Below are 23,575 nucleotides of genomic sequence, written 5' to 3' on the forward strand. Positions count from 1 at the left end.
CGCTCCGAAAGCAGTCATGCCGCATCCTTGAATGATCCCAGCCAAGGATGCGGCATCGACTGCACCAATTCGAATCGTAAATATCGCAGCATCGCAACATCATCAGAGAAGAAAGAAGCACCTCATGGCAGACATCGACGCAACACTCGCCGCCGTAGCCGACCGCTTCCAAATTGAAGGCACCGTCGAAAGCATCACGCCATATGGCGATGGCCACATCAACGCCACGTATCTCGTCATCACCAATGTGAAGCGTTACATTCTGCAGCGCATGAACACCAGTGTGTTCCCCGATACCGCGAATCTGATGCGCAATATCGAATTGGTCACCGCCTCGCTCAAAGCAAAAGGCAAGGAGACGCTCAACATCATCCGAACCACCGACGGCGCATCATACTGCGAGTATGAAGGCGGCATGTGGCGCGTATATGATTTCATTGAAAACACCATCTCCTACAATCTGGTGCCCAACTCCGACGTATTCCGCGAAGCAGGGCGTGCATTCGGCGAGTTCCAAACCTATCTGGCGGAATTCGACGCATCGCAGTTGGCCGAAACCATCGCGCACTTCCATGACACGCCAAGCCGCTTCCGCGACTTCCAGGCTGCCGTTGAATCCGACCCGCTCGGCCGCGCCGCCAGTTGCCGTGACGAAATCGCCTTCTACATGGATCACGCCGAACAGTATCCGATCATCATGAACGGCCTCGCCGACGGCTCGATTCCGCTGCGCGTCACCCACAACGACACCAAGCTCAACAACATCCTCATGGATGCCGAAACAGGCAAGGCCCGTGCCATCATCGACCTCGACACCATCATGCCGGGCTCCATGCTGTTCGACTTCGGCGACTCCATCCGCTTTGGCGCCTCCACTGCACTTGAAGACGAAAAGGACCTCGACAAGGTGCATTTCAGCACCGAATTCTTCCGTGCCTACGCGGAAGGCTTTGTCGACGAAGTGCGCCCAACCATGACCGAACGTGAAATCGAACTGCTCGCATTCGGTGGCAACATGATGACTATGGAATGCGGCATGCGCTTCCTCGCCGACTACCTGGTGGGCGACACCTACTTCGCCACCAAGTACCCGGAACACAACCTCGTGCGCACCCGCACGCAAATCAAGCTCGTACGGGAAATGGAGCGGAAAGTCGACGAAACCCGCGTCATCGTGGAAGAAGTGATAGAAAAGGCGGCTCGCTGATGGTAGGAGAGACACAGGAAGAGCAAGGCGTGGACGTGCACGCCGATGTGTATGCCGGCATTGACGCACTGGTCGACTTTGCCTGCAAGCGTCTTGATTTGGATGCCGCAGACGCGGATTGGGCGCGCAACCGTGTGTTCGAGCTGTTCTCATTGGACTCGTACCGTCCGACGGGAACGGTTGCGGGCGATGACACACAGGATGACCTGTTAGCTCGCTTCCGCGCCGCTGCGGTCGCTGCAGGACTGTTCGACGACGACGAGGCCGCCGTGTATGGCGACATCGTGATGGGTCTGCTTTCGGCACGCCCGTCAGTGCTGCAGAAGCGGTTCCTCGACGTCGAGCGCGAGCAGGGTGGCATGGCGGCAATGCAGTGGTTCTACGACTATTGCGTCGCCAACACGTATGTCAAGCGTGCCGTGCTCGACCGCAATCCGCGCTTCGACTCGCATGGTCTGGTGATCACCATCAACATGGCCAAGCCGGAATTCAAGAACATGAAGAAGGCGGCCGCGGGCAACAGCACGGCAGGTGGATACCCGCAGTGCACGATCTGTCATGAGAACGAGGGCTTCGCAGGGCGCAACAAGCGCACGCTGCGCACCATGCCTGTGACATTGGGCGGTGAAGACTGGTTCTGGCAGTTCTCGCCGTACGGCTACTTCGACCAGCACGGTATCTGCGTGAACACCGAACACACGCCGATGCATGTGAGCCGTTCCACCTTCGGCAAGCTGCTGGATTTCGTCGATCGTTTCCCCGGGTACTTCCTTGGATGCAACGCCGCATTGCCGCGCATCGGCGGATCGGTGCTCGCGCACGACCATTACCAGGGCGGCGGCGAAATGCTCCCGATGCACAAGGCTCCGGCATGGATGACGCTGAAACTTGACACCTACCCGGACACCATCGTCGAAATCCTCGACTGGCCGGGAACCGCGGTGCGTGTCGTTTCGAAGAATCGCAGCAGCATCATCGAAGTCAGCGACATCATCCGCGAAGGCTGGATTTCGTATTCGAATCCGGAGCTCGGCATCATCTGCGAAGGCGAGGACGGCAAACGTTCCGCACTATCCCCGAGTGCGATCGCCACCGACCGTGGTTATGAAATGAGCCTGATCTTCCGTAACAACGGCGTCAGCGACGAATATCCGGACGGCATCTTCCATGCACATCCGGAATTCTACCCGGTCAAGCAGGAGCCGATCGGACTGATCGAAGCGCAGGGTCTGTTCATTCTGCCCGGCCGTCTGGTCGAGCAGCTTGGACATATCGAAGACGCGTTGGCGGCGGGGGAGCCTTTGCCGGAAGCGGAAAGCGAATTCAGCCTCGAATGGGAGGAGCTTACGGCAAAGCTGAACGGTTCCCGTGACCGCGCCGCCATCCATGCCGCGGTCGAAGACGAACTGGGCAGCGTATGCGAACGAATCCTCAATAACACGGCGGTGTTCAAGACGAAGGATCTGACGTTCGGCTTCATGCGGTCCTTGGGATTCGCGGAACGGGCCTGACGGGTGATTCTGCTGGATGAATCTGTCGGGTGACCCGATAATTTCGCTATCCTGACCAAATTTCGTTTGGCGATTCCGTCCGAATGTGCGGATTGGAATTGCCAAACGAAATTTTTTGTGAAAACATGATAGAAATTGTTCGTTTTTGTCGTGTAAAAGCATCATTTTCCGACAAAAGCCGGTACGATTGAACTGTCGACATGAATGAGCAAGCCGACATGATTGAAGGAGTGACATATGACGACCATTCTGGTCACCGGTGGCGCCGGCTATATCGCTACGCATACCGATATTGAACTGCTGAATAGGGGATACGACGTCGTGTCCGTCGACAATTACGGCAATTCCTCCCCGGAAGCGCTGAATCGCGTCGAGCAGATCACTGGCAAGACCATCAAGCGTTACGACGGCGATGTGCGTGACGAAGCGCTGATGGACCGCATCTTCACCGAAAACAACATTGACTGGGTCATCCATTTTGCAGGCCTTAAGGCAGTCGGCGAATCCGTGGCCAAGCCGATCGAATACTACGACAACAACCTGTATTCCACGCTGGTGCTGCTGAAGACCATGCGTGCCCACAACGTCAAGAAGATCATCTTCTCCTCTTCCGCCACCGTATACGGCAAGCCGGAAGAGCTGCCGATCACCGAAGAAACCCCAATCGGCGGCACCACCAATCCGTATGGCACATCCAAGCTGTTCCAGGAGCAGATTCTGCGCGACGTCGTCGTTTCCGACGATTCCTGGACCGTGGTCATCCTGCGCTACTTCAACCCGGTCGGCGCCCACGAATCCGGCCTGCTGGGCGAAGACCCGAAGGGCATTCCGGCAAATCTGACCCCGTACATTGCGAAGGTCGCATTGGGTGAACTTAAGGAAGTTCAGGTCTTCGGTGACGATTACGACACTCCGGACGGCACCGGCGTGCGTGATTACATTCATGTCGTCGACCTGGCCCGCGGCCATGTCGCAGTCGTTGATCATATCGACAAGCCGGGCGTGTACACCTACAATCTAGGCACTGGCCACGGCTATTCCGTGCTGGAAGTCATCAAGGCTTACGAGAAGGCCGCGGGCCACGCGATTCCGTTTGCCATCAAGCCGCGTCGTCCCGGTGACATTGATGCCTGCTATGCTGATGCTTCGAAGGCTGAACGCGAGCTGGAATGGAAGGCGGAATTGACGATGGACGATATGGCCGCATCGTCGATCAACTGGCAGACTAAGAATCCGAACGGTTTCCGTGCTGCCTGATGCGCCGCTGATTGCAGCATTGTCTGATTTCAGCGTCTGATTGAGGTCTCGCTTGAAGCGCTGATATATAAGCCGTGCCGGCTGGCCTGATATGGGCTGGCTGGCGCGGCTTTTGTGTTTCGTGCGTTTATGATGTGCTGTCATACAATGCGGCGGTCGGTGGCCCAGCGGGTGAGCTCGGTGCGATTGGAAAGCTGCAGTTTGCGCAGTACCGAGCTGACGTGTGTTTCCACGGTTTTAATGGAGATAAACAGTTCGGCGGCGACTTCCTTGTATGTGTAGCCGCGTGCGATAAGCCGCATGACCTCCTGTTCGCGCGCCGACAAGCGGTCCAATTCCTCGTCATGAATGGGCGTGCCCGATGTGATGTCACCATATGCGCCGGCTCCGCCGGTTGCCGGTCCGCCTTGGAATACGGAAAGTACGAATCCCGCCAGCTTCGGTGAAAACACTGCATAACCCTCATAAACCTGTTTGATTGAGGCGATCAGATCATTGCCGGAAATCGTTTTGGTGACATAGCCTTGTGCGCCCGCACGAATCACGGCGCCCACATCCTGCGGGGAATCGGAAACGGACAAGGCAAGAAACACCGAATGCGGTGAATACAGCTTCGCTTTGGCCAGAATCTCCGCGCCGCCACCACCTTCGCCGCCCGGCACATGCACGTCCAACAGCACGACATCCGGCTTCGTCTGTGCAATCATCGCAACCGAGCCTTCCACATCAGGCGCCTGCCCGACAATATCGAAATATGGCTTCAACGTCGCAACCACGCCTGCACGAAACATTTCATGATCGTCCACGACCGCAATGCGAATCGGCTTCTGCTCGGCGGTGCCGTCAAACGGCGCATCGTCCGTCGTCGTGTCATTCATCATCGCTGCATCATTCATCGTTGAATCTCCTCGCCGTATTCGGGCGCGTTAGGTGTGCTTCCAGTTGTGCTGGCGCTGCCTCCGCGCTCGGTACCTACGCCAATTGGCATATGCATGCGCACTTCCGTGCCCCAGCCTTCGCGGGATACGATTTCCACTGTACCGCCGCGGCGTTGAATCCTGCCGATAATCGATTCCTTAATGCCAAGTCTGCCCTGCGGAATCGCATGAATGTCAAAACCATTGCCGTGATCGCGCACGAAAATCTCGACGGTGCCGTCATGCACTTCGCAATATACGGAAATGGGTTCCGCACCGTGCGTGACCGCATTGACCAAGGCCTGCCGCGTGGCATCAAGCAGCGCGTCGGTCTGCGCACTCGGTTGGGCGTCGCCGACGGTAACCACTTCAATCGGCTTGCCATGATCGTCTTCGACTTGTGCGGTGATGAGTTTGAGGCCCGCTTTGATGGAGCGATCCGATGTGGAACGCTCCTGATATAGCCATTCGCGCAGCTCGCGCTCTTGGGATCGAGCCAATGTGAATACGGTTTGCGCCTCGCCGGCATGCAGTTGAATCAGCGCCAACGTCTGCAACACCCCGTCATGCAGATGTGCGGTCATATCGGCACGTTCCTCTTCGCGTTCCTTCAACGCCCGTTCGGTGCCGATGTCGCGAATCAAAGAAACCGCCCACGGCACGACGGTCAACACAATGCTGATTAACATCAGGAATCCCGCGATGATCATATGCGGCGCGCTTGTGCCGTATCGCTGTTGCGTTACGTCGACCGCCACCAATATGTAGGCGAGGAAAATCAAAACGATTCCGCCAATCATGGTCCACGATTGGCCGTCCTTCGCGTTGTACCGCAGCCAGGATATGCCGATGCCGCTGAGTGTGAGCACCGCCGGAAGAATCAGCGTTCGATTGACGCCGCTGGCCGTCAGCAACAGAGCGAGTGTGAGCAATATGATGCCTGCCGCTGCAATCAGCGCCGGTTTTGACGCATGACGAAACATTTCGGAGAGGCTCTCTCCGGACGAGGTCGTCTCTTCCGCATCGGCATTATTAAAAGCTTCTGCTGTGCCGCCATACTGTATGTTTCCACGAGACAGTGGGGCATTGATGTCGTTGAATCGCGCCTGTCGTGCGGCCTGCACAACGGGGTCGCCCGTTGGCACGAGCATCCATAGCATGATATACGCGGCCGTTCCAGCTCCGCACATCATCGTGGAGATGACGAACAGCGACCGTACGACGCCGACTCTAATTCCAAGATGCATGGCGATGCCTTTGCAGACGCCAGCCAGCCAGCGGCCTTGCCTAGGGCGCATCAGGGGAAGCTTCGCAGGACGTATCGGCTGCAACCGCGAGTGGGCGGTGTCGGCAGTCTCAGAAGACGCTGATGTCGCATAGGGGCCGGCATACGGCGGCATGCGGTTTGCCGCAGTGCCGTCGGCGGGCAAAGTGATACGCCGCTGGTGTTTCATCGAATCGGGCATGATTCCATTGTGCCGCGCCTGGGGGAGGCGATGCGATGCCTGAAGGGGAAATTCAGGGTGCATTCAGGGTGTTTCCCGGGGGTGGGGAAGACGTCTGACTGCTGTAATGAAAACATGAACGGTATGAATGATGATTATCGCGCTGACAGGCGCGACGGAACTATGCGATACGATGATGCGGCGCATGGGGGCGCCTCATATGGTGGCACTTCGTATAACAATGCGCCGTACAGCAATGTTCCCTATGGCGACATCCCGAAGGAGACCTGGCTGCAACGGTTGTTCCGCCGTATTCGCGAGAGCGGATTGCAGCGGACGGATGATCGCTGGATCGGCGGCGCATGCGACGGCATAGCCCAACGTCTCGGCTGGAGCACCGTGCTGGTGCGCTCGCTGATGGTCGCTTCAGTATTGCTGTTTGGTGCTGGTGCCGCCTTTTATGGATTGGCTTGGATGCTGCTCCCGGATAGTAGGAATGGTCATATTCTTGTGCAGGATCTGGTTGATGGGCAGTGGGATTGGAGCATGGTCGGCGTGTTCCTGTGTCTGGCATGCGCATTGCTGATTCCGGGCACCGGATGGTTGGCCTTCGCATTGGCTGCGGTGCTGTTGTGGTATCTGGTCCGTGCCAGCGAGCGCGCAGCTTGGCGATACGAGCAGCGTCCGATGGGGGCTGCGATTCCTCCATATTCCGCAACCACGGCGTATTCATCGGCTATGTCGTCGGAGAACATGTCTGCGACAAATATGCCTCCGACGAACACGATGCGGTCAACACATCAATCGGAGCAGCCGGTTCCTCCTGCAGGGCCGGTTTCGTCTACGCAGTCGGTCCCGCTGATGCAGGCGGCGCCACAGCAGCCGATGCCGGACGGAATGCCGGTGACTTTCGCATATCGTGCTCCGCAGGAGGTCCCGTGCCCCAAACGTGTGCGTCGTAAACCGGCCGGCCCTCTTGTCGTGCTGGTCGCATTGGGTTTGATGCTTGTAAGCGTAGGGGCGGTCGCCCTCGGTCTTGATGGCACGGACTCGATAACGGAAGACCTGCAACGGCTATGCATATGGTCCGGCATCATCTGCGCGGCGCTTGGTGTATTGATCGTCGGATTGGGCGCTTTCGGACGTCGTGCCGGAGGCCTGCACCCCTTGGCATGGTGTGCAGCCATCGTCGCCTCATGCATGCTCTTCGTCTCCATGGGATACGCGTACTCGTTGAATGAGGTTCGTCGCGGCATCGGAAACTACAACAGGGTCGAAGTGGGTGATTTGCGTGTATACGGGTCGTCTCCGGAGCAGATGCAGGCATATACGCAAGGCATAGCCTTTCTTGGAGATGATTACGACGAGAGCATCGTACACATCGATTTGGCCGATTACGTCCGCAATAACGGTACGCACACGGGAAGGCTGAACGATGGCAGTGCGGTGGACAGTGCATGCCCGGCGGGAACGCTGAATCTTTACGCCGAGGAATCCCGTGTGTACGTCACATTGCCGGACGGTTGCGGCTGGACATTCAACAATGGTTGGGCCGGCGATGGCAGCTATGGGTACGGACGCCATTCGTTTATCGGCCAGTATGGTGGCGTCTCCCTTTCCTCACCCTTCGACTGGGAGTCCTCCATGGAGGTATCTGCGCAGGATGTGTGCGATACCGTTGATTATGAGGTCATCTCCTCCGACGATATTCCTTCCGATCCGTATTGGCCGTGCCGTGCGGTGGCGCCGGAATCCGCTGTACCGGACCTGAATATCAATGTTCGGGGAGTCGCTGACGCCAAGATCATCGTTCAATATGAATCACAAAACACGTTGCCTTCGGCCGGCAGGTCTGTGGCCGGTGACGGCATCTATCACAAGGAGTCCGACCATGAGTGACACTACGAAAATGTCGCGTGTCGATGAGCCTACGGTGCAAATGAACAAGGTGACTGCGGCCTCCGGCGAACCTACGGTGCAGCTGAGCAAGGTGACTTCGGCACCTGGCGAACCGACGGTGGCGATGCGTAAGCAGTCTGTGGCATCTGATGAAACTACTGTGGCGTCCGATGATTCCACGATGCCGGTGAATCATATGCGTGGGTCTTTCGATGAGTCGACTGTAGATGGTAATCAGAAGGCTACTGATGCTGCTTCGAAGTTGGATCAGCCCATTGCGCAATCCGCGCAATATGATGCTACCCCCGGCAGTCAGGTGCCGTTGTATAGCGCCGAACCGCCACGAATGCAGGGGGCTCAGCATTCTGGGATGCCGTCGCAATCAGGGACTCCTCAACAAGGAAATCCAATGAATCCCGGTAATATGAACGGATTCCGGCAGCGACCCGCATATCCGTATGTGCAGGTTCCTCGCCAAGCTCCGATGCAGAGTCCTGTCGTACGACCTAAAGGCCCCAGCGTCATGACCATTGTTTTGGGCGTGCTGATGATTCTGCTTGGTCTATTCACTGCAATGTTCGGCTATTGGATGCCTATTAACCTCTCCCAGTTTGAGCCGCGTGTTCTGATTGCAGTTGTTTTCGGCGGAATCGGTGCGATTCTGCTGGTAGTCGCCGTCGTCTGGGGCGTTTCCAAAGCAATCGGTAATCGCAAAAACAGTAAATTGGCTGAATCCGATCTAACAATGGGCGAAGCCGGCCGCAATCCGCAACATTAAAAACAACAGGAGAGTATTTTACCGGCGAGCACAATGTGCCTGTGGCGATGAGCGATGCACGTGTGCTGTTGTCGGGCATCGTCTCCACATACGCAATGTGCCTTCTCGGCCCGCACATTGCGCGCGCGTCACCCGCACATTGTGCGTGTGTTACTCATACATTGTGCCAGTGCCATATGCACATTGTGTTAGTGGCACTCGCACATTGTGCGTCATTGGTTTCCGGTACGCACATTGCGTGTCGGATTAGCGCACATTGTGCGTTGTTCGGACACACAATGTGCGTTGTACGGGGGTAGGGCGCACATTGTGTGGGTGCCATATGCACAATGTGTTAGTGTCACCTACACATTGCGCGTGTGCTCCTCTATGTATTCTGCTGATGCAGCACACACATCGCGATGTGCGGGATACAACGCGCGTGCGCCACCTTGCAATTCTGCTGGTGTTCCCGGCCGCGCTTAATGAAAGGAGGGGAATCCGCAAGTGGGCCACCCCGTACATTCTGATGGCGTTACATATTGTGTGCTGCTGTGTGTTGCGTCACTCGTACATTCTGTTGATACTGCCCATGCATTGTGTGGGTGGAGTTGCTTCCAACGTTTTGGCTTCGGAGTTGATGGGCGGAACGTGATTTCCCCAAGAAAATCACGTTCTTGAACAGGACAGAGCCGGTACGGCGTGGGTTATGCGGCCTGCATAGCCTCAGCCTCGTCAAGACCGGAAAATCCACCCAAGAACACGGTGTTACGGATCGTCTCCTCGGTGAGATTACGGCCGGAGGCGGCGAAATCCACTACCATCCGCTCATACAGAGCGAACGTTGCATCGGAATATGTGCTCAATTCGCCGCGCAGATACGTTTCGAACGACGTGTCCTCAGCGGTGTCTTCGGCTGTGGTCAATACACGCATCGCCATGCCGAGTTTCGGATAGCGCTCGCGAAAATCCGCGGCCCATGCGACTTGACGTTCGATTACCTGCTCCTGGCGGGCGATTCGCTCGTCGGTAAGTCGCGGAATATACGGCTCGATGTTGCGCCGGTAATCCTCCGGTACGGTCGAGGCCATCATGCGTCCATATTTTTCGGTGATGAGATTGCGGCCAACCTGATTCGCATTAACCAAATCGTCGCGGTAGCTTTCCAGCAGATCGCGTGGCCACGTCAAAAATTGGCTGTCGCGCATCTGATGGAACATCGGCCAATTACCTTGGCAAGATGCGCGGCCGCCTTCATTGGTGGTGTTCTGAAATTGATCCCATTCCAGTGTAATGATCGCTTCGATGAGTGCTTCGTTGGATACTTGTTCTTCAGACATTATCGATGGCTTTCCACACATTGTTGATTATGTTTCACGGATGTTTTCACGATTGACAGTGCTGTGATGTTGCCGTGATATTGCGGCGAGATCGCGGTGACGTTGCCGTGACGGCGTCAGCCGCGACGATGCGATGCTTCCGATACGGTGATGTCGCGGCGAAGCACGACGGTGTCACAGGCTGTGCAGCACCGGCGAATCGCTGCGAATATGCGCCTCCACGTATGGCCTCTGCCATTCCAAGAAGACGTCATCCGAAGACGTCAAGCCTTCATGGCGCAATTCAGCGACGATATCGGCGCAGATTTCATTAACAAGCGCATTCACACGAGCGGCCGCCGGAGCCGCGCCCTTGCCGCCCTCGCCAAAACCGGCGCCGCCAAAACAGGCCGCTGACGACAATCGCAATATTTCCTCCAAACGCGCGCACGCATCCGGCAAACGGGCCGCCATGCGGGCGCTCAACGCGCGCAGCGCCGCAAAACGCCATTTGTAATACGGCATATATCCGGCCGAAATCGGCGTATTAATAAGGAAAACCAGTGAAACGACGGCCTCAGCGAATTCATGAATGCTTGCCATTGCCGCGGCGCCATCATTGCGGGCCAACATGCGCGGCAGATTGTATTGGCCGGACTGTGCGATCATGCCCAAGCGGCGCGAAATCAGCGACAAGCGCACATCGTCAGGCATCAATTTGAAACCTTGACGCCGCTTTGAAAACGCGCCCAACGGATCAGCAAACACCTGGCCATTCGTCGCCGCGGCCAATGTCGGCTCATCCAACATCAGCCACTCATGCGGACTGTCGTCGCCCGGCGCCTGTTCGTAGCCGGTGATACCGGCGAAAAAATCGCCGATGCGAAATACTCCGACACGCCTGCCTGCGCCTTGCGCTCGCGGCGTCGCCTCGCGTGGGCCGAATCCCATGAATTCCTGCGGCAATGCGTCGTAATCGGCCTGCAATTGCTCGCCGATCGCCTCATAATCCTCGTCGGTCAGCCATAGGCAGAAGCCGGGGCCGAAATCATGGTCGCGTGAAATCGCGTCGTCGAAACCGTAACATTCCGAACCGTGCCCGACGAGGCCGGCGGCGATGTGGCCCTGATATGCGGCGTACTTGCTGGCGAGCAGCGGCTTGCCATACGTCTTCCAATATTCGCGGGCCAGCTGCATGCCAGTGATATTGGCCGGTGCGGCGGCGGCAGGCGTTGCCGGCGGCTGCTGCGCTGCCAGTGACACGTCGGATGATGCAGACGTTGGTATTGCGGATGATGATGCCGCTGACTCCGAAGTGGAAGATTGTTGTGATGTTGGCGACGTCGCGGATGCATCGGATGATGCGGATGATGGCGTTGCCGGCGAGGATGCTGACGGTTGCGACGCTGGTTGTGATGATGCTGCAGGGAAGAGAGGCGCATTAGCGGCAGGCTCGTCAATATTGACGCCATGATTGCGGGCGATCTCAATCACCTGCTGCAAATTCGCGTCGGTGATTTTCCAATAGTCGCTATCCTTGCCGTAGCAATCCTCGATTACCGCCAATGAGCGGCGGTATCCGTTCGCAGCTGCGGCGAAATCACCATCGGTGAAACTCACTTGCGCGAACCCTGCCAAGGCGGATGCGTAATGGCTGTTGTTTTCCAAATGACCAGCCTTGTAGATATCAAGCGCGGCCTGCGCATGCTTGCGGGCATCCCGCAGCAATCGTGACGCTGCGTCGTTTGCGGTGTTGTTGCCGGCGGCATCCGTGTCGCCGCTGCCGCTTGTATCATCAGCGGCCGCGGAGGAATCGGCATTGGCGGTGGCCGCCTGCGCCTCACCCAGCAAGACCAGCGCCAAATTCGTATGTGTGGACGCGATGTCAATGTCAGTCGACGCGTCAATGCTGGATTGTCGCAGAATATCCAACGCCGCGCGCAGTTCCCGGTCGGCTTGTGCGAGGTTGCCGGTTTCGCTGTATAGCATCGAAATATTGTTATGCAATGCGGCCAGGCGGCGATCTGCAGGGGAGAAGCAGCGCGACGCCTCGGCCAACGCCATATCGTACAAATCGGTGGCCTGATCATAACGCCCGGCGGCACGCATACTGGTCGCTGCATTAATCAGCGTCGTCGCCCACGCTTCCGTGCCTTGAATGCGCATGCGCAGCCCCAGCTCCATTGCGCGCTGAATCATCCACTGATTGTCGTCATGACGGCCCCGCGACCGATAAAATCCCATGATTTCGTTCAGTACGGTGAGCTGACCGGCGTCATCGCCAGCGTTTTCGGCATCTGTTAATGCCTCCAGCAGATATGGTTCGGCTTTCGTCTCACCAACATGCGCGTCGAAAATCGCGTCAAGACCGCGTAAAAACTCCTGCGCGTCCCAGGCGGCGCCGCCGTTTGCGGCGGAGCCTGCTGCGTTGTCCGTTGTGCTGTTTGCTGCGTCGTTCGTCTCGCTATTCGCTGCGTCCGTGTCCAAAGCATCCTCGCCCATTGCGTCTCCTTACACCAGGAAAATCTCCTACCAGTGTAAGACTCCGCCGCATCGTCCGCCCGTTTTCGTTAAAACCACGTGGTTTTAACGAAAACGCACTCTCAATAGGCCGCAAATCGTTAAAACCACGTGGTTTTAACGATTTGCGGGATCAGACTTCGACGCGCTGCAGACGGTCCATTGCGCTGACGTGCTTTTCGTAGCGAATCGAATAGAACGCCAGCAGAGCCACGGCGACTGCGGCGAAAGGCAGGCCGCCGAGGCCGGTGTAGTGGTAATTCATGGCGAAACCAGTCAGCATGGCGCCGCCGATGACCGATCCGACGGCGTTGCCGAAATTGAATGCCACCTGCACGGCTGCGCCGGCGATTAGTTCGCCGCCGCCTTGGCCGGCTTCGACCATCAGCAGCTGCTGAGGAGCGGAAATAAAAAACAGGCCGAATGCAATCCAGAACGTAAGCAAAGTGGTGGTGCCATAATTGCCAGGCAGGAGGAACACCAACAACAAACCAGTGCAGGCGACCGCCTGACCGACGGCGGCCGTGCCTGCGTGACGCCAACGGTCGGTGATTTTGCCGCCGATAATGCCGCCGACAACCATGCCGAAACCGGCAAGCATCATCAGCATCGGCACGATGCCGGACGCCCAGCCGCCGACCTTCTGCAGCCACGGCGACACGTAGCTCCACCAGCAGAAAATGCCGGTATTGCCGGTGAAAACGGCAAGAAGAATCATCCATGGGCCGGGCTTGGTGAGGAAGCGGAACTGACCTGCGATGCCGGCATCCTTAATCGGTTCCACGCGCGGAATCCACGCCAGCACCAGCACTACTGTCATTGCGGCCCACAAGGTGAGAATGCCGAAGGCAAGACGCCATGACATGAATTCAGCCATCAATGTGCCTGCGGGAACGCCCAACATGTTGGCGATGGTCTGACCGGTGACCATCATGGAAACAGACTGCGCTTCCTTGCCTCGTTCGGCGAGGACTTTTGCGATCAGCGTGGCCGTGCCAAAAAATGCGCCATGCGGCAGGCCGGAGATGAAACGCGCCGCGATCAGCATCGGCGCATTCATGGAGAGGGCGCTCAACAGATTGCCGAGCAATGCGATGACCATGAACAGGACGATAAGATTGCGCGGCGGCGCTTTACGGCCGAACACCAGCATCAATGTGCCGACGCACACGCCGATCGCGTAGGCGGAAATGAAATTGCCCGCGGTCGGGATATCAACGTCCATCGCGTCGGCCGTTTGCGGCAGGATGCCCATCATCACAAATTCGGCGGCGCCGAGGACGAATGCGCCGGAAGCCAGCGCAAGCAGATTCTTTTTCAATGGATTTCTCCCGGGGAATCGCGGCACGGAATGCCTCAAGGTTGCAGTGGATACAAAAAAAGAACCGCCGTTTCCGGCGGTTCTTCATGGGTCGGGCTGGCGGGATTTGAACCCGCGGCCTCTTCGTCCCGAACGAAGCGCGCTACCAAGCTGCGCTACAGCCCGTTGTTCGCAACGGGTGATACTTTACGTCATTTCGGGAGAAATGCAAATATCGGCGTGTCGTGCTTATTTCCGCCATTGTCTGTTCCGTACGATGTTTTTGCGCTTGTCGGTTCCAGTCTCGTCATATATGCATCACCGTTCTTGCCGCTTCGCCTGTATATCTCTTTTATCGGCCATCGGCCGTGTATCGCCGTAACGCTACACTGTTGGCCTATGAGTGACATCGAAGAAACCCTTGAAAATCAGAATGAAGAAGAGCATGCCGTCTCCGTTATGAGCACGGTGGAACGCGCTCAGATGCTGCTTGACCAGGATGAAGCCATTCGCGCGAAGATCGCAGCAGGCGCGACTCTGGATGAAGCCGTCGACCCGGGCAATAAGGAATTCGGCCCGTCCGCACATCCGGAACAGGTGCAGATGCGCGTGGCCAAGCGTGCGATGATGCTGGAAAACGGAGTTGATCCGTACCCGGTGACTCTGGATGTGACGCACACAATCGAGCAGGTGCGCGCTGAATATGACGGCAAGTTGGAAGCCGGTGCGGAAACTGAAGACGTTGTCGGTATTGCAGGCCGCGTGCTGTTTCTACGTAACGCCGGTGGCCTGTGCTTCGTACAGCTTTCCGCTGGCGACGGCACGAAGATTCAGGGCATGATTTCCAAGAAGGAAATCGGCGCCGATTCTTTGAAGCAGTTCAAGCAGCTGGTTGATTTGGGTGACCACCTGTTTTTGAAGGGCCGCGTGATCTCCTCCAAGACCGGCGAACTGTCCGTGTTCGCCACCGAATGGGCCATCGCCGCCAAGGCTCTGCAGCCGCTGCCGGCCCTGCATAAGGAATTGAATGACGATACCCGTACTCGCAAGCCGTATATCGGCATGATCGCCGACGAGAAGATCCGCGACATGGTCCGTAATCGTTCCAAGGCCGTGCGTTCCATCCGCAACACCTTCGCCGAGCACGACTTCCTTGAAGTCGAAACCCCGATGTTGCAGACCGTGCATGGTGGCGCCGCGGCACGCCCATTCACCACGCATATGAACGCCTTCGATCTGGACCTGTATCTGCGCATCGCGCCGGAACTGTTCCTGAAGCGCTGCTTGGTCGGCGGCATCGACCGCGTGTTCGAAATCAACCGCAACTTCCGCAATGAAGGCGTCGACGCCACACACGCTCCGGAATTCGCCATGCTTGAGGCGTACCAGGCGTACGGCAATTATGACACCATCGGCGCGCTGGTCAAGGAGCTGATCCAACGCACCGCCATGGACGTGTACGGCTCGCATAAGGTCACGCTGCTGGACGGCACCGAATACGATTTCGGTGGCGAATGGAAGACCATGAGCATGTACGATTCCCTGTCTGAAGCGTTGGGCGAGGAGATCATTCCGAACGGCGGTCCGGACAATCCGGGCACCTCCGTCGAACACTTGGGCGCCATCGCCGACAAGCTGGGCGTGGAACGCGACGATGTCGAGAACCACGGCAAGCTGGTCGAACATCTGTGGGAGCACTTCTACGAAGACAAGCTCTATGAGCCGACTTTCGTGCGCGACTTCCCGGTTGAGACTTCGCCGCTGGTCAAGGGCCACCGCAGCAAGCCGGGCGTTGTGGAGAAGTGGGATCTGTACGTGCGCGGCTTCGAGCTGGCCACGGGCTACTCCGAGCTCAATGATCCGGTGGTGCAGCGCGAACGTTTTGTCGCCCAGGCGAAGGATGCGCTGGCCGGTGACGAGGAAGCTTGCGACATCGATGAGGACTTCTTGGAGGCCCTCGGTGTCGGCATGCCGCCGGCAGGTGGCACAGGCATGGGCATCGACCGTCTGCTGATCGCACTTACGGGCGCCACGATTCGCGAGACGATCACCTTCCCATTGGTCAAGCCCTTGAATTGATGCGGAATCGGCGCTGAACCGACACTGCCGTTTATAGCAGTCACGGTAGCGCCACTGCAGCGTCACTGTAGTATTCTGAACATCCCGCTGTGCAGGCGTTCGCTTTCGCGGCGGGATGTTTGTATCCACGGCATTGACGCCATATATCCTCACCCGTTTGCGATGACGCATATTACGATGGTGCATATGACGAAGACGACTTGGACGATGTGGTTGCAGGGTATGCGACCGAAAACGTTGATGATCGGCGCCTCTCCGGTGATTATGGGCGCGTGCGCCGCATGGATGCGCGTGCACGAGCAGGTTGCTGAATGCGATGCCGTACTCAATGAAACCGGCTCGCTTCCGGCGAATGCCTATCCTGCGTGCGAGTCCTCGTTTATCGGCTCCCCGAATTGGTTTGTGCTGTATTTTGTGTTGTGCCTTATCGTTGCGCTCGGCTTGCAGATTGCTGTGAATTTCGCGAATGATTATTCCGATGGCATTCGCGGTACGGATGCGGGCCGGGACGTGGTCCAAGGTAGCGACGTGGTCCAAGGCGGCGCAACGCAACCGGCGCAGTCGACAGTTGCACAATCCGACAAGCCACGCCGTCTGGTGGCCTCCGGTGTCGTACCGAAAAAAGTATTGCTGGCGGCCGGCATTGCCGCTGGCATGGCCTGCATTGCTGGTGTCGCCGTCGTCGCAATCAGTGGCTGCTGGCCTCTGTTGTTGGTCGGCGTCGCCTGCCTTGCCGCCGGCTGGTTCTATACAGGCGGCCGCAATCCGTACGGATACCGCGGATTCGGCGAAATCGCGGCATTCATATTCTTTGGCCCCGTCGCGGTGGGCGGCACATATTATGCGATGATTGGCACCTTCGACCTGCGTTTCCAACATGTGCTGCTGGCCTCGCTGATTGCCGGTTTCAATGCGGTGTCGCTGATGCTGGTCAACAATATCCGCGATATCGATGCCGACAAGGCCGCCGGAAAACGCACCTATGCGGCACACGTGGGCGCGCCCCGTGCAAGGGGCATGCTGTACGCGATGTTGACGAACACACTGATTATCAGTGCATTGTTTATGACGACCTACAATATGGAATTGTTCAACGGGCTGGGATCGTTGGTGCTGTCGTTGCCGGTCTGGGTGTTCGCGATTATCGCATTTCGCGGTGTGCAGCGCCGTAATTGGAAGCGCGCTCTGCTTTCGGTGGGTCTGTTTGCTGTGATTACGGCGATTTGCTGGGGTTTTGTATTCGTTGGATCGGCGTCGGTGCTGTCTGCGCAATTGTCATGATGTGATTTTGTACGGATATTTTTAATGATGATATTCGCCAAAATCTAAGAAATGGCGCGGTTGGGGTGCCTTGAGCGGTAGACTGTGCAGTATGACTTACAAACTAGTATTGCTCCGTCATGGACAGAGCGCATGGAATAAAACCAATCAGTTCACCGGCTGGGTTGACGTCCCGCTGACCGAACAGGGCGTTGAGGAAGCCAAGAACGGCGGCCGTCTGCTCAAGGAGAAGAATGTTCTGCCGGACATCGTCTTCACCTCGATGCTGCGTCGCGCCATCAACACCGCCAATGTCGCACTGGATGAGGCTGACCGCCTGTGGATTCCGGTCAAGCGCAGCTGGCGTCTGAACGAGCGTCACTATGGCGCTCTGCAGGGCAAGAACAAGACTCAGATCCGTGAAGAGTACGGTGATGAGAAGTTCATGCTGTGGCGTCGTTCCTATGCAACCCCGCCGCCGGAAATCGATCCGAACGACGAGTATGCGCAGAACAACGATCCGCGCTACGCCGGCGATCCGGTTCCGGAAGCCGAATGCCTGGCCGATGTGGTCGAGCGCGTCAAGCCGTACTTCGAATCCGACATTATTCCGGAGCTCAAGGCCGGCAAGACCGTTCTGATCGCCGCTCACGGCAACTCCCTGCGCGCCATTGTCAAGATGCTTGACAATCTGAGCGAAGAGGAAATCGCCAAGGTCAACATTCCGACCGCAATGCCGCTGCTGTACGAGCTGGACGAAAACTTCAAGCCGATCAAGCCGCGTGGCGAGTATCTGGATCCGGAAGCTGCCGCTGCCGGTGCCGCTGCCGTCGCTGCTCAGGGCCAGAAGTGATCTGACTTTGGAACAGCTGTAAGCCGTAATGAAAAGGCCGTCGACTTTAAGTCGGCGGCCTTTTCATATTCGCTTTTGTATTCTTTTCGTATCGCGACGTGCGCATTTCAACAGCACGATGCAATGCGGTACAACATGAAATCATAACGATTGTGGTCCGCAGTCCGATCGGAATGCGGACCACAATCAGTCAGCGTTTTCGAGACAATGCTGATGCGGCTCAGTCGGTCATGCCTTCTTCATCGCGGGTCGGCTCCTTGCTTGGATCGAAACCGGAAACGATGAACACAACACGGCGTGCTGCGGACACGGCATGATCGCCCAAACGCTCCATGAAACGACCGATCAGTACCACATCGATCAGTTGCTGGTTCGTGCCGTTCCATTCCGGGGACTGAACCAGTTCGAAGGACTTTTGGTGCAGGACGTCCAGCTTGTCATCGTCGATGATGATCTGTTCGGCGACGGACGTGTCGCGTATGGCCAGCATGTCAACCACGCGGTCGGCGGTCATGTTCAGGAATTCCTGCATCTGGGAGAACAGTTCAACGGCCTCGGCCGGCAGCGGGGAGGACGGGTAGGTGCGGCGGGCGGATTCTGCGATGTGGCGAGCAAGATCGCCCATACGCTCAAAAGTGGTGGCCAGACGCATCGTGGATACGACCACGCGTAAATCGGTGGCAACAGGGTTTTGCTTGGCCAGCAGCTTCACGCACTGGTCAACAATGCTTTCCTCCAAAGCATCAATCTCGATGTCGCCATCGATAACGGCCTGTGCGGCTTCGATGTTCTGATGAAGCAGCGCTTCGCCGGCACCGTTGACCGCCTTGCGCACGCCTTGCACCATGCGCTCGAGGTCATCGGCCACGGCCTTGAGTTCCTCATTGAAAATAACGCGCATTTGATTCGCCTTTCATGTGGTTTTCTGACCGGTCTACTGGGTATAAGCCTTTTCCAAGTGTATAGTTTGCGGCGCGCATTCTCCACCATATTGGATAAAAGCCACGCCGCGTTCAAATACTGTTCATATGAGGGTCGCATTTGAGACACGTTGTGGGGGCGATTCGCTGTTTTGGACTGTCATACTTGGTTTGCTGTGTGACAATACATATATGTTCGAATCGAGGAATTCCGCGGGCGACGTGCAGTCATTGCTGAAACGCCTGTTCAGAAAGCGGAATAATGATGACGATGATGATGGTGACGCGGATGATTTGGATGCTTCGACGGCGACGTTGCTGTCGATTTTGACGCAGGCATCCGTTGTCGTCGGTGAAAACGATGAAGTGATTCGTTCGAACCCGTCGGCATATTCGTTGGGCGTAGTTCGTGATGACACCATCATCAATGACACTGTTTTGGCGGCGGTTCATGATATTCGGGTATCCGGCGGAAAACGTCAGTTCAATCTGACGACGAATACACCGAAGCGTGATACTTGGACGCAGATTGATGCGCATTCGCAGAAGTCTTCGTCGCAGCAGATGCAGCATGAAACCTCGGTAAGTAGACCCAATTGGCTGAAAGTAACGGTTGGGCGCATTGATAAGCGTTTTGTGGTGGTGTTGATCGACGACATCAGCGAATCCATTCGTTTCTCGCAAGTTCGTGATTCTTTCATCACTAATGTGTCGGAGCAGTTGCTTAAGCCGACGCAGGAATTGGAAAAGCTTGCGAATTCGCTGGAGCATGACCAATTGGACGAGGCCGCGATTCGGCAGGATGCGCGCGTACTGCGCACATCGTATATGCGTATGAGCCATATGATGGCCGATTTGTTGTTGCTGATTCGTGCACAGGAGCCCGTTACGGCCACAGAAGACAACAAGGTCAGTGTGATGGACCAGTTGCGTGCCGCGATTCAGGAGATTCGTCCGCAGGCGGAAATGTGTGATGTGCGCGTTCGTCTGGAAGGTGACGAATCGTTGATGGCGCATGACGAATCTGATCAGATTCGCATTGCCGTGATCAAATTGTTGGACAATGCGATTGTATATTCTCCGCAAGGATCAGAAGTTAGCATTTCAGCCCTCGCATCGGACGATGGCCACGATGTGGTGATTCGTGTGATCGATCTCGGCTGCGGCATCGCTCGCAGCGAACAATCACGTATTTTCGAGCGTTTTTATCGTGGAAACAATCAGAATGAGCGTTCAACAGAAGGCATCGGTTTGGGATTGGCGATTGTCAAGCATGTCGCATTGACGCATCACGGCAATGCGACGGTGTGGAGCAGTCCGGGGCAGGGCAGCACGTTCAATCTGATTCTGCCGGCTGCCGTGTGATCATATCAGGGGATTATTGGCCCAGACGACGGTAATCCCAACGGTCGAAATGCTCCCATACCAGCAACGTCACGCCGATGATGGTGCCTGCCGCGCAAACCGTCCTGACATAATCGAGGCCGATCCCTGCGGCGTCAAGAATAAGGCATACCACCAATGCCAATGCCCACAATGCGGTGCCGATGGTGAAGACCTTGCGCAAGTCGACGCGAACGGGCTTTGGTGTTTCGCGACGTACGCTGGGATCGATAATCGGTGCAAACTTCATGGTCAAATATTGTAGCGGCATCTTGCGGTCGGCGAACAAGTAAAAGGACTCATTCGCCAAACGTGAAAGGCTGCGGCCTGTCGTTGTTATGACAGGCCGCAGCCTTTCACGGTTTGTATACGGTTATATACGAATATGTGACGGCGTTACAGGTGCTCAACGACGTAATCAACGCACTTGGTCAATGCGATGACGTCAGACGGCTCGACGGAGGGGAACACGCCCACGCGCAGCTGATTGCGCCCCAGCTTGCGATATCCGTTCACATCGACAATGCCGTTATCGCGCAGCACGCCGATAACCTGTGCGGCGCTGATGGATTCATCCAAATCCACCGTGACGACGGCCTTAGAACGTGTATTCACATCGGTAACGAACGGAGTCGCATACGAGGACTGTTCGGCCCAGTGATACAGCAGCGACGAGGATTTGTCGCAGCGTGCGGCGGACCAGGCGAGACCGCCATTGTCGTTCATCCAACGAATCTGATTTTCCATCATGATCAGCGTCGCCAAAGCCGGAGTGTTCAGCGTCTGATCCTTGCGGGAATTCTCCAATGCCGAAGTCAGCGACAGGAATGGCGGAATCCAACGATGCGTACCCGGCAGGCCCACATTGCGTTCGATTGCGTAAGCGCGCTCCACTGCGCGCGGGGACAGCACGGCCACCCACATTCCGCCGTCGGAGCCGAATGCCTTCTGCGGAGAGAAATAATAGACGTCGGTTTGGCTGATGTCCACGTCCAAAGCGCCGGCCGCACTAGTGGCGTCGATAATTGTCAGCGCGCCTTGCTCCAGCGAGCCTTCGACGCGCTGTACCGGAGCGGCGACGCCGGTTGAGGTTTCGTTATGCGCCCAGCAGTACGCGTCAACGCCTTCAGTGAAGTCAGGAAGCCTGCACGTGCCCGGTTCGCCTTCAAAAACGACGGGCTCTTCCAAGAATGGCGTGTTTTTCGCTGACTGGGCGAATTTGCCGCTGAACGAGCCATACACGCCGAATGCGGCCTTGCGTGTAATCAGCGAAGCGCAGGCGAGATCCCAGAATGCTGTGGCGCCGCCATTGCCGAGTGCGATTTCATAGCCGTCCGGAATGGTGAAGAATTCGGCCAATCCTTCGCGAATGGAAGCAACGACCTGTTTAACCGGGGATTGGCGGTGAGAGGTGCCAAGCAGACAGGTGGCGCTGTCGTCAAGCGCGGCGATCTGCTCCGGGCGGATCTTGGTCGGCCCCGAGCCGAAGCGGCCGTCTTCAGGTAGTAGGGATTCGGGAATCGTCACTATGTTGCTCATGCAAACAAGCGTAGTTGCGAAGCATATGACACGCCCGGATTAAAAACACTATGTGGACAGTTGCGCACATTGGTTGCATTGCAAGGTAAAAGCGTTGCCATGCAAGGGATAAAACGCCGGTTGAGTGTCAGCGATATGCATGACGATTCGTAATGAAGTCTGGTAAAGCGATTGATTGATGACTGGACCACGTTGTAATCTTCCACACTGTGACGGTAGAGTATGACGCCACCGCGCTGAGAAGCTGTGCCTTCGGGCATGTATGCGCCCCCATAGTCACCCATAGTCACGAGGCGTCTTATGAATCCGGCAAGGAGTTGATTTATTTATGAAGCATGCGGCTCATAAAGCCTCGGCGACTTCGTACGAACCGCTTGACCTCGTCAGGTCGCTGTTCGCACCGAGTCGCGGAACCCACACGGCAAAGGCCGTGCGTGCGGTTCAGATGGCTAATGGGAACGGTGCAGTGCTTGGACTTGACCGTGAGGTTATGGCGAAGCTCAATGAGGTTGCTCCGCTGAGCCGACGTTCCATTCGTGAAGCGGCGCGCGCCGCCGAACGCCGTTCCACGTTCCTGGCCTCCGCGTCCCTTGCGGCGCTGGTGGGCACTGCGGCAACCGCTATGGCGCTTGCCCGTACCGATGATTCCATTTCCGTTGCCGTCGATCCGGCCACCACTACGACGCAGCTTAAGCGCGTGACGACTGGTGCGGCATCTCGTTCCACCGATCGTGAGGCTCTGAACACAATCACCAATGGCGTAGCAGCAAACGACAGCGTCGTGTCTGAGGCTGCGACTGAAGCCACTGACAACGCGAACACGGACGGAACCTGGCAGCTGGGCGATACCAATACGGTGACCGATGCGGATCAGATGTCCAAGTCCATCGCAGAGAATCCGCAGGTTGCGTTGCTTGTGGAACAGGATTTCAGCCTGCTTCCCGCAGGTTTTAATCCGAATCATGATACCGGTGATAAAGGCAACACGTACCCGTATGGTCAGTGCACGTGGTGGGCGTATACTCGCCGTGCGCAGCTGGGTCTTCCCGTCGGCAGCATGTTCGGCAATGCTTTGAACTGGGGTAATTCCGCTTCGGCTCTGGGCTACTGGGTAGATGGTACTGCCCGCCACGTCGGCGACATCGTGGTGTTCGCCCCCGGCCAGGCAGGAGCGGACGGCTATTACGGTCACGTCGCCATCGTTGAAAAGATTAATGACGACGGCTCCGTTGAGATTTCCGAATCGAATGTGAAGGGTTTGGGCGTAATCTCCCAACGTTCCTTTACCGCTGAGGAAGCCTCACAGTTCACATATATTCATTACTGATGATCAGATGCCCGGTACCGTGATATGTGCCGGGTTTTATGTATCAAAGATTTCGGCGTGTTGCGTGGTATTCCATGCCTCA

18 protein-coding genes and 1 tRNA gene are annotated in these 23,575 nt (G+C 56.9%); 10 read left to right on the plus strand and 9 right to left on the minus strand.

Annotated elements, in window-relative coordinates; genetic code table 11:
• Nucleotides 1–124: 124 nt before the first annotated feature.
• The 3 genes from AC1AWD_RS01155 (at nucleotide 125) to galE (ending at nucleotide 3,975) form a co-directional block, all read left to right on the plus strand.
• Complete coding sequence (locus tag AC1AWD_RS01155) at nucleotides 125–1,207, plus strand: phosphotransferase enzyme family protein (RefSeq protein ID WP_476563241.1); 1,083 nt, start codon at nucleotides 125–127, stop codon at nucleotides 1,205–1,207.
• Nucleotides 1,207–2,718 (plus strand): UDP-glucose--hexose-1-phosphate uridylyltransferase, encoded by a 1,512-nt coding sequence (locus AC1AWD_RS01160; protein WP_476563242.1) that lies wholly within the window; start codon nucleotides 1,207–1,209, stop codon nucleotides 2,716–2,718. The genes AC1AWD_RS01155 and AC1AWD_RS01160 overlap by 1 nt, the downstream gene beginning before the upstream one ends.
• Nucleotides 2,719–2,955: 237 nt before the next feature.
• Nucleotides 2,956–3,975, plus strand: a complete 1,020-nt coding sequence (gene galE, locus AC1AWD_RS01165; RefSeq protein WP_476563243.1) for a UDP-glucose 4-epimerase GalE — start codon at nucleotides 2,956–2,958, stop codon at nucleotides 3,973–3,975.
• Nucleotides 3,976–4,115: 140 nt separating this feature from the next.
• Here galE and AC1AWD_RS01170 read toward each other — a convergent pair whose 3' ends face one another.
• Together AC1AWD_RS01170 and AC1AWD_RS01175 are read right to left on the minus strand one after the other, a co-directional pair.
• The gene (locus AC1AWD_RS01170; RefSeq protein WP_476564511.1) at nucleotides 4,116–4,853 is read right to left on the minus strand and encodes a LuxR C-terminal-related transcriptional regulator; all 738 of its coding nucleotides are present in this window, start codon (nucleotides 4,851–4,853) and stop codon (nucleotides 4,116–4,118) included.
• A gap of 14 nt (nucleotides 4,854–4,867) precedes the next feature.
• Nucleotides 4,868–6,190, minus strand: a complete 1,323-nt coding sequence (locus tag AC1AWD_RS01175) for an ATP-binding protein (RefSeq protein WP_476564513.1) — start codon at nucleotides 6,188–6,190, stop codon at nucleotides 4,868–4,870.
• Between the two features lie 282 nt (nucleotides 6,191–6,472).
• Here AC1AWD_RS01175 and AC1AWD_RS01180 point away from each other — a divergent pair, with 282 nt between their 5' ends.
• Nucleotides 6,473–8,236 (plus strand): PspC domain-containing protein, encoded by a 1,764-nt coding sequence (locus tag AC1AWD_RS01180; protein ID WP_476563244.1) that lies wholly within the window; start codon nucleotides 6,473–6,475, stop codon nucleotides 8,234–8,236.
• Nucleotides 8,229–9,014 carry a YidH family protein gene (locus tag AC1AWD_RS01185; RefSeq protein ID WP_476563245.1) on the plus strand — a complete coding sequence of 262 codons (786 nt, stop codon included), beginning with the start codon at nucleotides 8,229–8,231 and terminating at the stop codon, nucleotides 9,012–9,014. Before AC1AWD_RS01180 ends, AC1AWD_RS01185 begins: the two co-directional genes overlap by 8 nt.
• A gap of 686 nt (nucleotides 9,015–9,700) precedes the next feature.
• Here AC1AWD_RS01185 and AC1AWD_RS01190 read toward each other — a convergent pair.
• The 4 genes from AC1AWD_RS01190 to AC1AWD_RS01205 form a co-directional block, all read right to left on the minus strand.
• On the minus strand, nucleotides 9,701–10,333 hold the full coding sequence (locus AC1AWD_RS01190) for a DUF4125 family protein (protein ID WP_476563246.1): 633 nt from the start codon (nucleotides 10,331–10,333) through the stop codon (nucleotides 9,701–9,703).
• 174 nt (nucleotides 10,334–10,507) lie between these two features.
• Nucleotides 10,508–12,814 carry a DUF4037 domain-containing protein gene (locus tag AC1AWD_RS01195; protein ID WP_476563247.1) on the minus strand — a complete coding sequence of 769 codons (2,307 nt, stop codon included), beginning with the start codon at nucleotides 12,812–12,814 and terminating at the stop codon, nucleotides 10,508–10,510.
• A gap of 151 nt (nucleotides 12,815–12,965) precedes the next feature.
• Entirely contained in the window at nucleotides 12,966–14,153 is a 1,188-nt protein-coding gene (locus tag AC1AWD_RS01200; RefSeq protein ID WP_476563248.1) for an MFS transporter, read from the minus strand.
• A 91-nt stretch (nucleotides 14,154–14,244) separates the two neighbouring features.
• Nucleotides 14,245–14,318, minus strand: a tRNA-Pro gene (locus AC1AWD_RS01205).
• A 213-nt stretch (nucleotides 14,319–14,531) separates the two neighbouring features.
• On the opposite strand from AC1AWD_RS01205, the gene lysS reads away from it, so the two are divergent.
• The 3 genes from lysS to AC1AWD_RS01220 all read left to right on the plus strand — a co-directional run bounded on the left by lysS (nucleotide 14,532) and on the right by AC1AWD_RS01220 (nucleotide 18,324).
• Nucleotides 14,532–16,211 carry a lysine--tRNA ligase gene (gene lysS / locus AC1AWD_RS01210; protein ID WP_476563249.1) on the plus strand — a complete coding sequence of 560 codons (1,680 nt, stop codon included), beginning with the start codon at nucleotides 14,532–14,534 and terminating at the stop codon, nucleotides 16,209–16,211.
• Between the two features lie 186 nt (nucleotides 16,212–16,397).
• On the plus strand, nucleotides 16,398–17,492 hold the full coding sequence (gene menA, locus AC1AWD_RS01215) for a 1,4-dihydroxy-2-naphthoate octaprenyltransferase (protein WP_476563250.1): 1,095 nt from the start codon (nucleotides 16,398–16,400) through the stop codon (nucleotides 17,490–17,492).
• Between the two features lie 91 nt (nucleotides 17,493–17,583).
• A complete protein-coding gene (locus AC1AWD_RS01220) occupies nucleotides 17,584–18,324 on the plus strand; it encodes a phosphoglyceromutase (RefSeq protein ID WP_476563251.1) in 741 nt (246 codons plus the stop codon).
• Between the two features lie 220 nt (nucleotides 18,325–18,544).
• On the opposite strand, the gene phoU is transcribed toward AC1AWD_RS01220, so the two are convergent.
• On the minus strand, nucleotides 18,545–19,225 hold the full coding sequence (gene phoU, locus AC1AWD_RS01225) for a phosphate signaling complex protein PhoU (protein WP_476563252.1): 681 nt from the start codon (nucleotides 19,223–19,225) through the stop codon (nucleotides 18,545–18,547).
• A gap of 211 nt (nucleotides 19,226–19,436) precedes the next feature.
• On the opposite strand from phoU, the gene AC1AWD_RS01230 reads away from it, so the two are divergent.
• A complete protein-coding gene (locus AC1AWD_RS01230; protein ID WP_476563253.1) occupies nucleotides 19,437–20,609 on the plus strand; it encodes a sensor histidine kinase in 1,173 nt (390 codons plus the stop codon).
• 13 nt (nucleotides 20,610–20,622) lie between these two features.
• Here the strand turns inward: AC1AWD_RS01230 and AC1AWD_RS01235 are convergent, their stop codons facing one another.
• Nucleotides 20,623–20,877: a DUF2530 domain-containing protein gene (locus AC1AWD_RS01235; protein WP_476563254.1), complete on the minus strand. Its 255-nt coding sequence runs from the start codon at nucleotides 20,875–20,877 to the stop codon at nucleotides 20,623–20,625.
• A gap of 146 nt (nucleotides 20,878–21,023) precedes the next feature.
• Nucleotides 21,024–22,166, minus strand: a complete 1,143-nt coding sequence (serC, locus tag AC1AWD_RS01240) for a phosphoserine transaminase (protein WP_476563255.1) — start codon at nucleotides 22,164–22,166, stop codon at nucleotides 21,024–21,026.
• A gap of 328 nt (nucleotides 22,167–22,494) precedes the next feature.
• Between serC and AC1AWD_RS01245 the strand changes: the two genes are divergently transcribed.
• On the plus strand, nucleotides 22,495–23,493 hold the full coding sequence (locus tag AC1AWD_RS01245) for a CHAP domain-containing protein (RefSeq protein ID WP_476563256.1): 999 nt from the start codon (nucleotides 22,495–22,497) through the stop codon (nucleotides 23,491–23,493).
• Nucleotides 23,494–23,575 lie beyond the last annotated feature (82 nt).

Source organism: Bifidobacterium sp. LH_512 (assembly GCF_056356435.1).

What these genes read in the sequence shown, in the direction of transcription:
- AC1AWD_RS01155 (WP_476563241.1), top strand. Translation starts at nt 125, where the DNA reads ATGGCAGACATCGACGCAACACTCGCCGCCGTAGCCGACCGCTTCCAA.
- AC1AWD_RS01160 (WP_476563242.1), top strand. Translation starts at nt 1,207, where the DNA reads ATGGTAGGAGAGACACAGGAAGAGCAAGGCGTGGACGTGCACGCCGAT.
- galE (WP_476563243.1), top strand. Translation starts at nt 2,956, where the DNA reads ATGACGACCATTCTGGTCACCGGTGGCGCCGGCTATATCGCTACGCAT.
- AC1AWD_RS01170 (WP_476564511.1), bottom strand. Translation starts at nt 4,853, where the DNA reads ATGAATGACACGACGACGGACGATGCGCCGTTTGACGGCACCGCCGAG.
- AC1AWD_RS01175 (WP_476564513.1), bottom strand. Translation starts at nt 6,190, where the DNA reads ATGCGCCCTAGGCAAGGCCGCTGGCTGGCTGGCGTCTGCAAAGGCATC.
- AC1AWD_RS01180 (WP_476563244.1), top strand. Translation starts at nt 6,473, where the DNA reads ATGAACGGTATGAATGATGATTATCGCGCTGACAGGCGCGACGGAACT.
- AC1AWD_RS01185 (WP_476563245.1), top strand. Translation starts at nt 8,229, where the DNA reads ATGAGTGACACTACGAAAATGTCGCGTGTCGATGAGCCTACGGTGCAA.
- AC1AWD_RS01190 (WP_476563246.1), bottom strand. Translation starts at nt 10,333, where the DNA reads ATGTCTGAAGAACAAGTATCCAACGAAGCACTCATCGAAGCGATCATT.
- AC1AWD_RS01195 (WP_476563247.1), bottom strand. Translation starts at nt 12,814, where the DNA reads ATGGGCGAGGATGCTTTGGACACGGACGCAGCGAATAGCGAGACGAAC.
- lysS (WP_476563249.1), top strand. Translation starts at nt 14,532, where the DNA reads ATGAGTGACATCGAAGAAACCCTTGAAAATCAGAATGAAGAAGAGCAT.
- menA (WP_476563250.1), top strand. Translation starts at nt 16,398, where the DNA reads ATGACGAAGACGACTTGGACGATGTGGTTGCAGGGTATGCGACCGAAA.
- AC1AWD_RS01220 (WP_476563251.1), top strand. Translation starts at nt 17,584, where the DNA reads ATGACTTACAAACTAGTATTGCTCCGTCATGGACAGAGCGCATGGAAT.
- phoU (WP_476563252.1), bottom strand. Translation starts at nt 19,225, where the DNA reads ATGCGCGTTATTTTCAATGAGGAACTCAAGGCCGTGGCCGATGACCTC.
- AC1AWD_RS01230 (WP_476563253.1), top strand. Translation starts at nt 19,437, where the DNA reads ATGTTCGAATCGAGGAATTCCGCGGGCGACGTGCAGTCATTGCTGAAA.
- AC1AWD_RS01235 (WP_476563254.1), bottom strand. Translation starts at nt 20,877, where the DNA reads ATGAAGTTTGCACCGATTATCGATCCCAGCGTACGTCGCGAAACACCA.
- serC (WP_476563255.1), bottom strand. Translation starts at nt 22,166, where the DNA reads ATGAGCAACATAGTGACGATTCCCGAATCCCTACTACCTGAAGACGGC.
- AC1AWD_RS01245 (WP_476563256.1), top strand. Translation starts at nt 22,495, where the DNA reads ATGAAGCATGCGGCTCATAAAGCCTCGGCGACTTCGTACGAACCGCTT.